Below are 13,573 nucleotides of genomic sequence, written 5' to 3' on the forward strand. Positions count from 1 at the left end.
CATCGCGCACTTTCATTACGCGCGCGGCGCCGTAGGATTTCCTCTATGACGCGGCAGCACAGCATCACTAGGACCGGCGGGGTAGCGCCACGGTCGGCCGCGCCGATGACCATCGACATCACCCGGCTGGGGCGGCGTCCGGGCGCGATGGTCACCCTGCGCGAGACCCTGCCCAGCCCGTCGCGCATCGGACTGGACATGATCGCGATCGATCGGGCCGCACCGTTGGAACTGGACCTGCAGGTGCAGTCGGTGTCGGAAGGCGTGCTGGTTACCGGGACGGTGGCCGCGCCCACCGTCGGCGAATGCTCCCGCTGCCTGTCGCCGGTCACCGGTCGGGTGCAGGTCCGGTTGACCGAACTGTTCGCCTACCCCGACAGCACGACCGAGGCGACCACCGAGGAAGACGAGGTCGGCCACATCGTCGACGACACCATCGACCTCGAACAGCCCATCATCGACGCCGTCGGGCTGGAGCTGCCGTTCGCGCCGGTGTGCGAGCCGGATTGCCCGGGGCTGTGCCCCGAATGCGGCGTCTCGCTCGCGGCCGAGCCCGGCCATCACCACGATCGCATCGACCCGCGATGGTCCAAGCTGGCCGACATGTTGCGGGAGCCGCCCGAACCGGACGGCACGCCGGGGGACCAGCGGTGACGTCGCGGGAAGCCCTGCTCGAGGCGCTCGGGGTCGAGCTGCCCGACGAGCTGCTGTCGCTGGCCCTGACGCATCGCAGCTACGCCTACGAGCACGGCGGGCTGCCCACCAACGAGCGCCTGGAATTCCTGGGCGACGCCGTGTTGGGCCTGACCATCACCGACGAGCTCTACCACCGCCATCCCGACCGGTCCGAGGGTGACCTGGCCAAGCTGCGGGCCAGCGTGGTCAACACCCAGGCGCTGGCCGACGTCGCGCGGAACCTGTCCGAGGAGGGCCTCGGCGTCCACTTGTTTCTCGGCCGGGGTGAGGCGAACACCGGCGGGGCCGACAAGTCGAGCATCCTGGCCGACGGCATGGAGTCACTGCTGGGCGCGATCTACCTGCAGCACGGCATCGAGACGGCCCGCGAGGTCATCCTGCGGCTGTTCGGCGCGCTGCTGGACGCCGCGCCGACGCTGGGGGCCGGGCTGGACTGGAAGACCAGCCTGCAGGAGCTGACCGCGGCGCGGGGCATGGGGGCGCCGTCGTACGTGGTCACGTCCACCGGGCCGGATCACGACAAGGAGTTCACCGCCGTCGTCGTCGTGATGGAGACCGAATACGGGTCGGGCGTCGGCCGATCCAAGAAGGAGGCCGAGCAAAAGGCCGCCGCCGCGACCTGGAAAGCGCTCGAAGCGCTAGACACTGCGGGAAAAACCTCTGCCTAACCCGATGGCCCGCTGAATGCCCGAACTACCCGAAGTCGAGGTGGTGCGCCGCGGCCTGGCGGCCCACGTCGTGGGCAAGACGATCACTGCGGTCCGGGTGCATCATCCCCGCGCGGTGCGCCGCCACGAGGCCGGCCCCGCCGACCTCACCGCCCGGCTGCTCGACGCGAAGATCACCGGGACCGACCGGCGCGGCAAGTACCTGTGGCTGCTGCTTGACGACCCGGTCGCGGCGCTCGTCGTCCACCTCGGCATGAGCGGGCAGATGCTCTTGGGGAAGGTGCCGCGCGCCGACCACGTGCGCATCTCCGCGCTGCTCGACGACGGGACCGTGCTGAGCTTCGCCGACCAGCGGACGTTCGGCGGGTGGATGCTCGCCGACCTGGTCAGCGTCGACGGCAGCGTGGTTCCGCAGCCCGTCGCCCACCTGGCGCGCGACCCGCTGGATCCCCGCTTCGACGCCGCCGCGGTGGTAAAGGTGTTGCGGGGCAAGCATTCTGAGATCAAGCGGCAGCTTCTCGATCAGCAGGTGGTGTCGGGCATAGGCAACATCTACGCCGACGAGGCGTTGTGGCGGGCCAAGGTGAACGGCGCGCGGATCGCCGACACGCTGAGCCGCCGGCAGTTGACTGCCGTGCTGGACGCCGCCGGCGCCGTGATGCGCGATGCGCTGGCCAAGGGCGGGACCTCGTTCGACTCGCTCTACGTCAACGTCAACGGCGAGTCGGGGTACTTCGACCGATCCCTCGATGCCTACGGCCGCGAGGGTGAACCCTGCCGGCGCTGCGGCGCGCTCATACGCCGGGAGAAGTTCATGAACCGTTCCTCGTTCTACTGCCCGAGTTGCCAACCGCGGCCACGGGTTTCGAGTGTGCGTTCGGGGCTTTGAGTGTGCGCCCGGGAATCACACTTCACGCCGAGTCAGTCGAAGATGTCGTGACGCGTCGACCCCGCGGCTAGCGCGGGATCTATGAACCATTCGCGCGGGAATAATAGGCCAAAAGCCGGGGGCGGCAGCGCGAGCAGCACGTCGAATGCGCGCGCTGCCGCGGCGGAGTTGCCGATTTGGGAGCGGTGGGCGGCCATCGCGTCGCGCTTGCGCCGCGCGAAACCGAAGACGTTGATCCGGTGGGTAATCCGCGCCTTTGGCGCGTACGCAGTGCGGGCGACTTCCGGCTCGTAGGGCGCCGGTAGCCGCAGCAGGCGCGCGAAATTGCCGATTCGCACCAGCAATTCGCGCGGCATCGTCGCCTCCAGCACACGGGGAGTCGCCGCGAGCTCGGCGGCCCGCTTGCCCACGTGATGCACCTGGATATGGTCGCGATGGCCGTAGCCGCCGTTGGCTTCGTAGCTGAGCAGGAGATCCGCGTCTTCCTCCCGAAGTATCGCCGACAGCCGCCCCGCAGCCTGGTCGACGTCGGCTCGTCCGAACCTGACGCGTCCGGGTGGATCGGGGTAAAACTCGGGGCCGTAACCGCTGTCGGCGTAGCCGAGGCACTCGAGCCGGTGCACCCCGAGAATGTCTGCGCTGCAACGCAACTCGTCCAATCGTAAATTGTCGTCCTCGCCGTGCACGCGGCCGTCGGTGGCGGTGACGAGAACGACGCGATGTCCGGCGTCCGCCGCCCGCGCGAGGGTGCCGCCGGTCAGGATGACCTCGTCGTCGGGGTGGGCGTGGAATGCGACGACGGTGGCCATGCAACGCAGTATGCCCGCGGGGCGCAACGGCAGCCCGGTAGAAAAGAAGCCATGACGGAACTGTGGGTCGAACGGACCGGATCGCGCCGCTACACCGGCTACAGCTCGCGCGGCGCGCAGGTGCTGGTCGGTTCGGAGGACGTCGAGGGGGTGTTCACCCCGGGCGAGCTGCTCAAGATCGCGCTGGCCGCCTGCAGCGGCATGTCCACCGACGAGCCGCTGGCCCGGCGGCTCGGCGACGACTACAAGGCCGTCGTCAAGGTGTCCGGGCCCGCCGACCGCGAGCAGGAACGCTATCCGCTACTCGAGGAGACGCTCGAGCTCGACCTGTCCGGGCTCTCCGACGAGGAAAAACAACGCGTGCTCGTGGTCGCCAACCGGGCCGTCGACCTGGTCTGCACCGTCGGGCGCACGCTGAAGTCCGGCACGGAAGTCAACTTCGAGATCGCCGATGTCTCAGATGCCCCAGCCTGACGTCCGGCTCACCGCCTGGGTGCACGGCCGGGTCCAGGGGGTCGGCTTTCGCTGGTGGACCCGCTGCCGCGCGCTGGAGCTCGGCCTCACCGGCTACGCGGCCAACCAGGCCGACGGCCGGGTGCTGGTGGTGGCCCAGGGGCCGCGGGAGGCGGGCGAGAAATTGCTGCGGCTGCTGGAAGGCGGCGGCGGGTGGCCTTCCAGGCCGGGTCACGTCGACAAAGTGGTCGCCGACTGGTCGCAACCGGCGGAGCGGTTCACGGGATTCGTCGAGCGCTGACGTGACTGATGTGGCGCCTGTGACCGGTGTGCTCGTCTGTGAACGCGAGGTGAATTTCGGGCCCGCCGACACCCCGTGGGGAGGGCTGACCCGCGCGATTTGAGCGGTAGTCTGGCGCGCTGTGTACCTCAAGAGTCTGACGCTGAAGGGCTTCAAGTCCTTCGCTTCGCCGACGACTCTGCGCTTCGAGCCGGGCATCACCGCCGTCGTCGGGCCCAACGGCTCGGGCAAATCCAACGTCGTCGACGCGCTGGCCTGGGTGATGGGGGAGCAGGGCGCGAAGACGTTGCGCGGCGGGAAGATGGAGGACGTCATCTTCGCCGGCACCTCGTCGCGGGCCCCGCTGGGCCGCGCCGAGGTCACCGTCACCATCGACAACTCCGACAACGCGCTGCCCATCGAGTACTCCGAGGTGTCGATCACGCGGCGGATGTTCCGCGATGGCGCCAGTGAATACGAAATCAACGGCAGCAGTTGCCGTTTGATGGACGTCCAGGAGCTGCTGAGCGACTCGGGCATCGGGCGTGAGATGCACGTCATCGTCGGGCAGGGCAAGCTCGACGAGATCCTGCAGTCGCGACCCGAGGATCGCCGCGCCTTCATCGAGGAGGCCGCGGGCGTGCTCAAGCACCGCAAGCGCAAGGAAAAGGCCCTCCGCAAGCTCGACGCGATGCAGGCCAACCTGGCCCGCCTGTCCGACCTGACCACCGAGCTGCGCCGCCAGCTCAAACCGCTGGGCCGCCAGGCCGAGGTGGCCCGTCGCGCCCAGACCATCCAGGCCGATCTGCGCGACGCGAAGCTGCGCCTGGCCGCCGACGACCTGGTCAGCCGCCAGGTGGAGCGCGACGCGATCTTCGAGGCCGAGGCCGTGATGCGCCGCGAGCACGACGAGGCCGCCGCCCGCCTGGAGGTGGCCTCCCAGGAGCTGGCCGCGCACGAGACGGCGCTGGCCGAGCTCTCGGGCCGGGCCGAATCCGTCCAGCACACCTGGTTCGGGCTGTCCGCGCTGGCCGAGCGCGTCGCCGCCACGGTGCGCATCGCCAGCGAACGCGCGCAGCATCTCGACGTCGAGCCGGTGACGCCGAGCGACACCGACCCGGACGCACTGGAAGCCGAGGCCCAGCAGGTGGAGCTGACCGAGCAGCGGCTGCTGGGCGAGCTGGCCGCCGCGCGCACTCGCCTGGACGCCGCGCGCGCCGAATTGGCCGAGCGCGAGGCCGAGGCCGCCGAGGCCGACCGCGCCCACCTGGCGGCGGTGCGCGCCGAGGCCGACCGGCGCGAAGGCCTGGCGCGGTTGGCCGGGCAGGTGGAGACCATGCGGGCCCGCGTCGAGTCGATTGACGACAGCGTGGCGAAGCTCTCCGAGCGCATCGAAGAGGCCGCCACCCGCGCGCAGCAGACCCGCGCGGAGTTCGAGACCGTGCAGGCGCGCGTCGGCGAGCTGGACCAGGGCGAGGTGGGCCTCGACGAGCACCACGAGCGGACCGTGGCCGCGTTGCGGCTGGCCGACGAACGCGTCGCCGAGCTGCAGGCCGCCGAACGCGGCGCCGAACGGGAAGTGGCGTCGCTGCGCGCCCGCATCGACGCGCTCTCGGTCGGGCTGGAGCGCAAGGACGGCGCGGCGTGGCTCACGCAAAACCACGCCGGCACAGGGCTTTTCGGCCCGATCGCCAAGCTGGTCAAGGTGCGGCCCGGCTACGAGACGGCGCTGGCTGCGGTGCTCGGTTCGGCGGCCGACGCGCTGGCCGCCGAGAGCTTCGGCGCGGCGCGTTCCGCCGTCGCCGCCCTCAAGCAGGCCGACGGCGGCCGCGCGGCCCTGGTGTTGGGCGACTGGCCCGCCGATCAGCCCCCGCCCGCGGGCGCGCTGCCCGGCGGCGCCCTTTGGGCGCTCGACCTGGTCGAGGCGCCCCAACGGCTGCGCGGGGCGATGACGGCCATGCTTTCCGGCGTCGCGGTGGTCAACGACCTCGGCGACGCGCTGGACCTCGTTGCGGCGCGCCCGCAGCTGCGCGCGGTCACGCTCGACGGTGACCTGGTGGGCGCGGGCTGGGTGAGCGGCGGCTCCGACCGCAAGCTGTCCACCCTGGAGCTCACCTCGGAGATCGACAAGGCCGCCGCCGAGCTGACGGCCGCGGAAGCTCAGGTGGCCCAGCTCAGCGCCGCCCTGTCCGGTGCGCTGACCGAGCAGATCGCGCGGCAGGATTCCGCCGAGCAGGCGCTGGCCGCGCTCAACGAATCCGACACCGCGATCTCGGCGATGTACGAGCAGCTGGGCCGGCTCGGGCAGGAAGCGCGTGCCGCCGAGGAGGAGTGGAACCGGCTGCTGCGCCAGCGCCAGGAGGCCGAGGCGGGGCGCGCGCAGACCGTCGAAGAGGTCACCGAGCTGGAAACCCGGCTGCGCAACGCCCAGGAGACCCAGCACGTGCAGGCGGCCGAGCCCGCGAACCGCCTGCAGATTGCCGCCGCCGCCGAAAGTGCCCGCGGCGTGGAAGTGGAGGCCCGGCTGGCGGTGCGGACCGCCGAGGAGCGCGCCAACGCGGTGCGCGGGCGGGCGGACTCCCTGCGGCGCGCCGCAGCGGCCGAACGCGAGGCGCGGCTGCGGGCCCAGCAGGCGCGGGCGGCGCGGCTGCACGCGGCCGCGGTGGCGGGGGCCGTCGCCGACGCGGGGCGGCTGCTGGCGTCGCGGCTGGACCGGGTGGTCGGCGCGGCGTCGACGATGCGCGACGCGCTGGTCGCCGAGCGCCAGGAGCGCACCGCCGCGATGGCGACGGTGCGCGACGAGGTGAACGCGCTGGGCGCGCGGTTGGCCAAGCTGACCGACTCGCTGCACCGTGACGAGGTGGCCAACGCCCAGGCGGCGATGCGCATCGAGCAGCTCGAGCAGATGGTGCTCGAACAGTTCGGCATGTCGCCGGACGACCTGATCGCCGAGTACGGGCCGGAGAATCAGCTGCCGCCCACGGATCTCGAGATGGCCGAATACGAGCAGGCCAAGGAGCGCGGCGAGCAGGTTTTCGCGCCCGCTCCCATCCCGTACGACCGGGCGACCCAGGAGCGCCGGGCCAAGCGGGCCGAGAAGGAACTCGCCGAGCTGGGCAGGGTCAACCCCCTGGCGCTGGAGGAGTTCGCTGCGCTGGAGGAGCGCTATAACTTCCTGTCCACCCAGCTCGAGGACGTCAAGGCCGCCCGCAAGGACCTGCTCGACGTCATCGCCGACGTCGATGCGCGCATCCTGCAGGTCTTCAACGACGCGTTCATCGACGTCGAGCGCGAATTCCGGGAAGTCTTCGCCGTGCTGTTCCCCGGCGGCGAGGGACGGCTGCGGTTGACCGATCCCAATGACATGCTGACCACCGGCATCGAGGTGGAGGCGCGTCCGCCCGGCAAGAAGATCACCCGGCTGTCTTTGCTGTCGGGCGGCGAGAAGGCGCTGACGGCGGTCGCCATGCTGGTGGCGATCTTCCGGGCCCGCCCGTCGCCGTTCTACATCATGGACGAGGTCGAGGCGGCGCTCGACGACACCAACCTGCGCCGGCTGATCAGCCTGTTCGAGCTGCTGCGGGCCAAGTCGCAGATCATCATCATCACCCACCAGAAGCCCACGATGGAGGTCGCCGACGCGCTGTACGGCGTGACCATGCAGGGCGACGGCATCACCGCGGTGATTTCTCAGCGGATGCGTGGGCAGCAGGTGGAGCAGCTGGTCTCGAGCTCCTCGTAGACCTCGGGGAGCACGTGGGTGTGAACCGAGGGCTTTCGGCGTGAACTGACGGCGCGATTTCGGCGATTTTTCCGCCCAGGTGCAACACCCGAAGCCCAGGACGCACACCGTGCCCCCGACGCACACCGAATGCGCCTGAGCGCCGGGTAACCGCGGCTGGAAGGATTGCCACCGTGTCCCAAGGTCTTTGGATCGCGATCGCGGTCGTCGCCACCCTGGTCGTCATCGCCGCGCTGGTCCTGGGCCTGGTGCGGTACCGCCGCCGAAGGATCAGCCTCGCGCGGCCCGAACCCGAAGCACTCGACCGCTCCGGCGGCTACACCGCGTCGTCGGCCATCACCTTCAGCCGCACCCCGACGGTCGACACCACCGGCCTGCCCGCGGTAGGCGATGACGCGACCGTTCCCCGCGACGCGCCGCGGCGCACGATCTCCGATGTCGAACTGCCGGAGCCCGAGACCGCGCCGCCGCCCGCTCCGCCGGCCGCTCCGGCGCCCGAGGCCCCTCCGGCGGCCCCGCCGGTCCCGGAGGCCGCGCCGGCGCCTGAGCCGGGGTCCCAAGCGGCCGAGATCGAGGCAATCGCCCCGCCCGAAGGCCGGCTGGAACGACTCCGCGGAAGGCTGGCCCGCTCGCAGACCGCGCTCGGTCGCAGCGTGCTCGGCCTCATCGGTGGCGGCGACCTGGACGAGGAATCCTGGCAGGACGTCGAAGACACGTTGCTGGTCGCCGACCTGGGACCCGTCGTCACCGAGTCGGTGATCACGCAGCTGCGCAGCCGGCTGGCCAGCGGCAGCGTGCGCACCGAGGCCGACGCGAAGGCGGTGCTGCGCGACGTCCTGATCAACGAGCTACAGCCCGACATGGACCGCTCGATTCGCGCGCTGCCGCACAGCGATCATCCCTCGGTGCTGCTGGTCGTCGGGGTCAACGGCACGGGGAAAACGACCACCGTCGGCAAGCTGGCGCGGGTGCTGGTGGCCGACGGGCGGCGCGTCGTGCTGGGCGCGGCCGACACATTCCGGGCGGCGGCCGCCGATCAGCTGCAAACCTGGGCCTCGCGGGTGGGCGCGGACGTGGTGCGCGGCGCCGAGGGCGCCGATCCGGCGTCGGTGGCTTTCGACGCGGTCGACAAGGGCATCGCGGCCGGCGCCGACGTCGTCGTCATCGACACCGCCGGGCGACTGCACACCAAGGTCGGGCTGATGGACGAGCTCGACAAGGTCAAGCGCGTGGTGACCCGGCGGGCCGCGGTCGACGAGGTGCTGCTGGTGCTCGACGCCACCATCGGGCAGAACGGACTCGCCCAGGCGCGCGTCTTCGCCGACGTCGTCGACATCACCGGCGCGGTGCTGACCAAGCTGGACGGAACGGCCAAGGGCGGCATAGTTTTCCGCGTTCAACAAGAACTCGGGGTGCCAGTGAAGCTGGTCGGGCTGGGCGAAGGCCCCGACGACTTGGCGCCGTTCGAGCCCGCCGCTTTCGTGGACGCCCTGCTCGGCTGAGACCGCTTACACGTCAAGCGCGACGTTAATACCGCCGAAACACGGCGGCACCATCGCCGAAACAACAATTGCGCATGGTTCTCGCAGGCCACAGACGGACGTCTGACGGCCTTTCCTGTGCAACCGGAGGTGATAGCGCGTGGCATTCCCGCAATTGGGCCAACCCGATACGGGCGATACCGCCTGGATGTTGGCGAGTTCCGCTCTGGTGCTGTTAATGACGCCGGGCCTTGCCTTCTTCTATGGGGGCATGGTCCGAACCCGAAGCGTGCTCAACATGATCATGATGAGCATCAGCGCGATGGGCGTGGTGACCGTGCTGTGGGTGCTTTACGGCTACTCGATGTCGTTCGGCAACAGCAAGGGCGGCGTCGTCGGCAGCCCCGGCGACTACTGGGGGCTGAAGGGCCTCATCGGTGGCAATGCCGTCAAAGCCGATCCGAGCAAGGCGCAGGCGGCCGTCGACATCCCGCTCGCCGGCACCATGCCGGCCACCGTCTTCGTGGCCTTCCAGCTGATGTTCGCGATCATCACCGTCGCCCTGATCTCGGGCGCGGTGGCGGACCGGCTGAAGTTCACCGCGTGGCTGGTGTTCGCGGGGCTGTGGGCGACGCTGGTCTACTTCCCGGTCGCGCACTGGGTGTTCGCGGCCGACGGCTTCGCCTCCGAGCATGGCGGCTGGATCAACAACAAGCTGCATGCGATCGACTTCGCAGGTGGAACGGCGGTCCATATCAACTCCGGTGCGGCGGGCTTGGCGCTGGCGATCGTCTTGGGTAAGCGCAAGGGCTGGCCCACGACGCTGTTCCGCCCGCACAACCTGCCGTTCGTCATGCTGGGCGCCGGGTTGCTGTGGTTCGGCTGGTTCGGGTTCAACGCCGGATCGGCGACCAGCTCCAACGGCTCCGCCGGGTCGACCTTCATGACGACGACGATCGCAACCGCGACGGCCATGCTGGCCTGGCTCCTGGTCGAGCGCATCCGGGACGGGCATCCCACCACGCTGGGCGCGGCCTCGGGCATCGTCGCCGGGCTGGTGGCCATCACGCCGTCCTGCTCGTCGGTCAACGTGCTCGGTGCGCTGGTGATCGGCTTCGTCGGCGGTGCGGTGTGCGCGCTGGCGGTGGGGCTGAAGTTCAGGTTCGGCTTCGACGACTCGCTGGACGTGGTCGGTGTCCACATGATCGGCGGTTTGACGGGCACGCTGCTGGTCGGCCTGGTCGCGGCCCCGGAGAGCACGGCTATCAACGGCGTGACCGGCGTTTCGAAGGGCCTCTTCTACGGCGGCGGCTGGTCTCAGCTCGAGCGCCAGGCGGTCGGCGCGTTCAGCGTCCTCTTCTACTCGTTCCTCGTGACGCTTGTCCTGGCGCTTATCCTGAAATACACCATCGGGATTAGGCTGAGTCCGGAAGCCGAGGCTGGCGGCATCGACGAGTCGGAGCACGCAGAAACCGCTTACGAGTTCGCAGTTATTGGGGCCTCGTCCATTCCGCACCGGATCGGCGGCGTGGAGGAAAGCCCCAACGGACAGGACGACGCAGTCAAGAAAGTGGAGGCAGAGACTTCATGAAGCTGGTCACCGCCATCGTAAAGCCGTTCACGCTCGACGACGTCAAGACCGCCCTCGAGGAGGCGGGCGTCCTGGGGATGACGGTCAGCGAAATCCAGGGCTACGGACGGCAGAAGGGCCACACGGAGGTCTACCGGGGTGCCGAGTACTCGGTCGACTTCGTGCCGAAGGTCCGGATCGAGGTCGTCATCGACGACTCAATCGTCGACAAGGTCGTGGACAGCATCGTCCGGGCGGCCCGCACCGGCAAGATCGGGGACGGCAAAGTCTGGGTGAGCCCCGTGGAAACCATCGTGCGGGTGCGCACGGGTGAACGCGGGACCGATGCCCTCTGACCTTGACCGTAGCTTGCTGATTCAGGCCGGACGGGCCGGGAGGGTATGAAAGAGGACCCACCCGGCCCGTCCGGGTCATCTGGACCGGGCACGGAAAACGGCCGCGGGGCAAGCGATTTGGTTGCCGCGCGGCGTCGTTTGCTGTCGGATGGTCGTGCGTTGGGTGCTGCCGAGTTGCGGCACGCGTGGCAGGATCTGCACGAATCGTGGCTGACCGCCAAGGCGGACGAGATCGGCATCACCGACGGCAGTGGCTTCGCGATCGTCGGGATCGGCGGGCTGGGACGCCATGAGCTACTGCCGTATTCAGATCTGGACCTGATGTTGTTGCACGACGACAAGCCCGCCGAGGTGCTGCAACAGGTCGCCGACAAGCTGTGGTATCCGTTGTGGGACGCCAACGTTCGGCTCGACCACAGCGTGCGAACGGTTTCCGGGGCGCTCGGCGTCGCCAACACCGACATGATTGCGGCCCTGGGCATGCTCGATGCCCGCCATATCGCCGGCGACGCGCGGCTGTCCGAGGAGTTGATTGCGGGCGCAAGAAAGCAGTGGCGCAGCGCAATTCGCTCCCGGATGGGCGAGCTGGTCGAAATCACCCAGGCGCGTTGGCAGCGCTGTGGCCGGATTTCGCAGCGCGCCGAGCCGGACCTCAAATCCGGTCGCGGCGGCCTGCGCGACGTGCAACTGCTGGACGCGCTCGGGGTGGCTCAGCTCATCGACCGTCACGGCATGGCCCGTCCGGAAACGCCGGGCGGTTCGCTGGACGAGGCCTACCTGACGCTCCTCGACGTGCGTACCGAGCTGCACCGCGTTTCCGGGCGCGGGCGCGATCAGCTACTGGCCCAGTACGCCGACGAGATTAGCGCCGCCCTGCACATCGGTGACCGATTCGACTTGTCCCGCAAGCTTTCCGACGCCGGGCGGACCATCGCCTACCACGCCGAGACGGGACTGCGGACCGCGGAAAACGCGTTGCCGCGCCGTGGCGTGTCGTCCCTGGTGCGGCGGCCCAGGCGCCGCCCGCTGGACGAGGGCGTCGTCGAGTATGCGGGCGAGATCGTGCTCGCCCGCGACGCCGCACCGGAGACCGACGCCGGGCTGGTGCTGCGGCTGGCCGCGGCGTCGGCGGACACCGGGTTGCCGATCGGCGCCGCCACGCTGAGTCGCCTGGCCGCCGCCGCGCCCGAGATGCCAATCCCTTGGCCCAGCACGGCTTTGGACGATCTGCTGGTCGTGCTCTCGGCGGGGCCTACCGCGGTGGCGACGGTCGAGGCGCTCGACCGCACCGGGCTGTGGGAGCGGCTGTTGCCGGAATGGGCTGCGATCCGCGACCTTCCGCCGCGCGACGTCGCGCACAAGTGGACGGTGGACCGTCACGTCATCGAGACCACCGTGAACGCGGCGCCGCTGGCGACCCGCGTGGCACGGCCCGACCTGCTTGCGCTGGGCGCGCTGTTGCACGACATCGGGAAAGGCAGGGGAGTCGACCACAGCGTGCTCGGCGCCGAAATGGCCCTCGAAATCGCGCCGCGGCTGGGGGTGGCGGCCAAGGACGCCGAGTTCCTGTCGAAGCTGGTTCGCCACCACCTGCTGCTGCCGGTGGCGGCGACCCGAAACGACCTTAACGACCCCAAGACGATCGAGGTCGTGTCCGAGGCGCTGGACGGGGATCCGCTCCTACTGGAGGTGCTGCACGCGCTGTCCGAGGCGGACTCGAAGGCGACCGGCCCCGGGGTGTGGAGCGACTGGAAGGCGTCGCTGATCGAGGAGCTGGTGCGTCGCTGCCGTCTGGTTATGGCGGGCGAGCCGTTGCCGCAGGCGGAACCGACTGCGCCGCAATATCTTTCGCTGGCCGCCGGCCACGGCGTGCATGTGCAGATCGAGGCCGCCGGCGGCGAGCGCTTGAACCTGGTGATGATCGCGCCCGATCAGCGCGGGTTGGTGTCGAACGCCGCAGCGGTGCTCGCCCTGAACTCGCTGCGCATCCATTCGGCGTCGGTCAACACGCACGAGGGCGCGGCGATCATCGAATTCGTGGTGTCGCCGCTGTTCGGTTCGCCGCCCGAAGCCGGCCTGCTGCGCCAGCAGTTCACCAACGCGCTGAACGGCGACGTCGACGTCCTCGGGACGCTGGAGAAGCGCGACACGGACGCCGCCAGTGCGGCGACCGAGCGGGCCGGCGAGATCCAGGTCGGGGTGCCCGTCACGCGGTCGACCGCCCCGCCACACGTCCAGTGGCTCGACCCCGCCGCGTCCGGCCAACCCCTCGTCGAGGTCCGCGCCATGGACCGATTGGGATTGCTCGCGCTGCTGGCCCGGGCGCTGGAGCGCGCGGGCGCCGACATCGCATGGGCCAAGGTCCACACATTCGGGTCGACCGCGGCCGACGTGTTCTGCGTGGAGCTGCCCGACGAGCCCGACGCACAGGCAGCGGTGGAGAAGCAGCTGATGGCGGTGCTGGGCGGACTGGAGGCGTAGACACCGCCTCTCACTGTTGTTCTTCCTCGGGCGGGTCGGGGTCGCCGTGGAGGAGTTCGTCGGGGTGATGGGCGTGGTTGATTTCGGGCGGGCTGGTGCCGTCGGTCCAGGCGAGGCGTCCGGTGTTGGTGACTTCGGTGTGGTAGTC

Annotated in this window: 11 protein-coding genes; 10 read left to right on the plus strand and 1 reads right to left on the minus strand. The window is 69.9% G+C overall.

Annotated elements, in window-relative coordinates; genetic code table 11:
• Positions 1–45 precede the first annotated feature (45 nt).
• Genes AWB92_RS05490 through mutM form a run of 3 tightly spaced genes read left to right on the plus strand, consistent with a single transcriptional unit; the run spans position 46 to position 2,253 of the window.
• Positions 46–654, plus strand: a complete 609-nt coding sequence (locus AWB92_RS05490; protein WP_173817355.1) for a DUF177 domain-containing protein — start codon at positions 46–48, stop codon at positions 652–654.
• The gene (gene rnc, locus AWB92_RS05495) at positions 651–1,364 is read left to right on the plus strand and encodes a ribonuclease III (protein WP_085184410.1); all 714 of its coding nucleotides are present in this window, start codon (positions 651–653) and stop codon (positions 1,362–1,364) included. Before AWB92_RS05490 ends, rnc begins: the two co-directional genes overlap by 4 nt.
• Before the next feature lie 16 nt (positions 1,365–1,380).
• Positions 1,381–2,253 carry a DNA-formamidopyrimidine glycosylase gene (gene mutM, locus AWB92_RS05500; protein ID WP_085184411.1) on the plus strand — a complete coding sequence of 291 codons (873 nt, stop codon included), beginning with the start codon at positions 1,381–1,383 and terminating at the stop codon, positions 2,251–2,253.
• 32 nt (positions 2,254–2,285) lie between these two features.
• On the opposite strand, the gene AWB92_RS05505 is transcribed toward mutM, so the two are convergent.
• Positions 2,286–3,062 carry a PIG-L family deacetylase gene (locus tag AWB92_RS05505; RefSeq protein WP_085184412.1) on the minus strand — a complete coding sequence of 259 codons (777 nt, stop codon included), beginning with the start codon at positions 3,060–3,062 and terminating at the stop codon, positions 2,286–2,288.
• 51 nt (positions 3,063–3,113) lie between these two features.
• On the opposite strand from AWB92_RS05505, the gene AWB92_RS05510 reads away from it, so the two are divergent.
• The 7 genes from AWB92_RS05510 (at position 3,114) to AWB92_RS05540 (ending at position 13,425) form a co-directional block, all read left to right on the plus strand.
• Complete coding sequence (locus AWB92_RS05510) at positions 3,114–3,536, plus strand: OsmC family protein (RefSeq protein WP_085184413.1); 423 nt, start codon at positions 3,114–3,116, stop codon at positions 3,534–3,536.
• On the plus strand, positions 3,523–3,816 hold the full coding sequence (locus AWB92_RS05515) for an acylphosphatase (protein ID WP_085184414.1): 294 nt from the start codon (positions 3,523–3,525) through the stop codon (positions 3,814–3,816). Before AWB92_RS05510 ends, AWB92_RS05515 begins: the two co-directional genes overlap by 14 nt.
• Before the next feature lie 121 nt (positions 3,817–3,937).
• Positions 3,938–7,537 (plus strand): chromosome segregation protein SMC, encoded by a 3,600-nt coding sequence (smc, locus tag AWB92_RS05520; RefSeq protein ID WP_085184415.1) that lies wholly within the window; start codon positions 3,938–3,940, stop codon positions 7,535–7,537.
• Between the two features lie 173 nt (positions 7,538–7,710).
• The gene (gene ftsY, locus AWB92_RS05525) at positions 7,711–9,039 is read left to right on the plus strand and encodes a signal recognition particle-docking protein FtsY (RefSeq protein ID WP_085184416.1); all 1,329 of its coding nucleotides are present in this window, start codon (positions 7,711–7,713) and stop codon (positions 9,037–9,039) included.
• A gap of 187 nt (positions 9,040–9,226) precedes the next feature.
• Positions 9,227–10,609, plus strand: a complete 1,383-nt coding sequence (locus AWB92_RS05530; protein WP_085184424.1) for an ammonium transporter — start codon at positions 9,227–9,229, stop codon at positions 10,607–10,609.
• Positions 10,606–10,944, plus strand: a complete 339-nt coding sequence (gene glnB, locus AWB92_RS05535; RefSeq protein WP_068101997.1) for a nitrogen regulatory protein P-II — start codon at positions 10,606–10,608, stop codon at positions 10,942–10,944. The genes AWB92_RS05530 and glnB overlap by 4 nt, the downstream gene beginning before the upstream one ends.
• A gap of 45 nt (positions 10,945–10,989) precedes the next feature.
• The gene (locus tag AWB92_RS05540; protein WP_085184417.1) at positions 10,990–13,425 is read left to right on the plus strand and encodes a [protein-PII] uridylyltransferase; all 2,436 of its coding nucleotides are present in this window, start codon (positions 10,990–10,992) and stop codon (positions 13,423–13,425) included.
• Positions 13,426–13,573: the final 148 nt, after the last annotated feature.

It is taken from the genome of Mycobacterium sp. IEC1808 (assembly GCF_002101935.1).
GTDB lineage: Bacteria > Actinomycetota > Actinomycetes > Mycobacteriales > Mycobacteriaceae > Mycobacterium.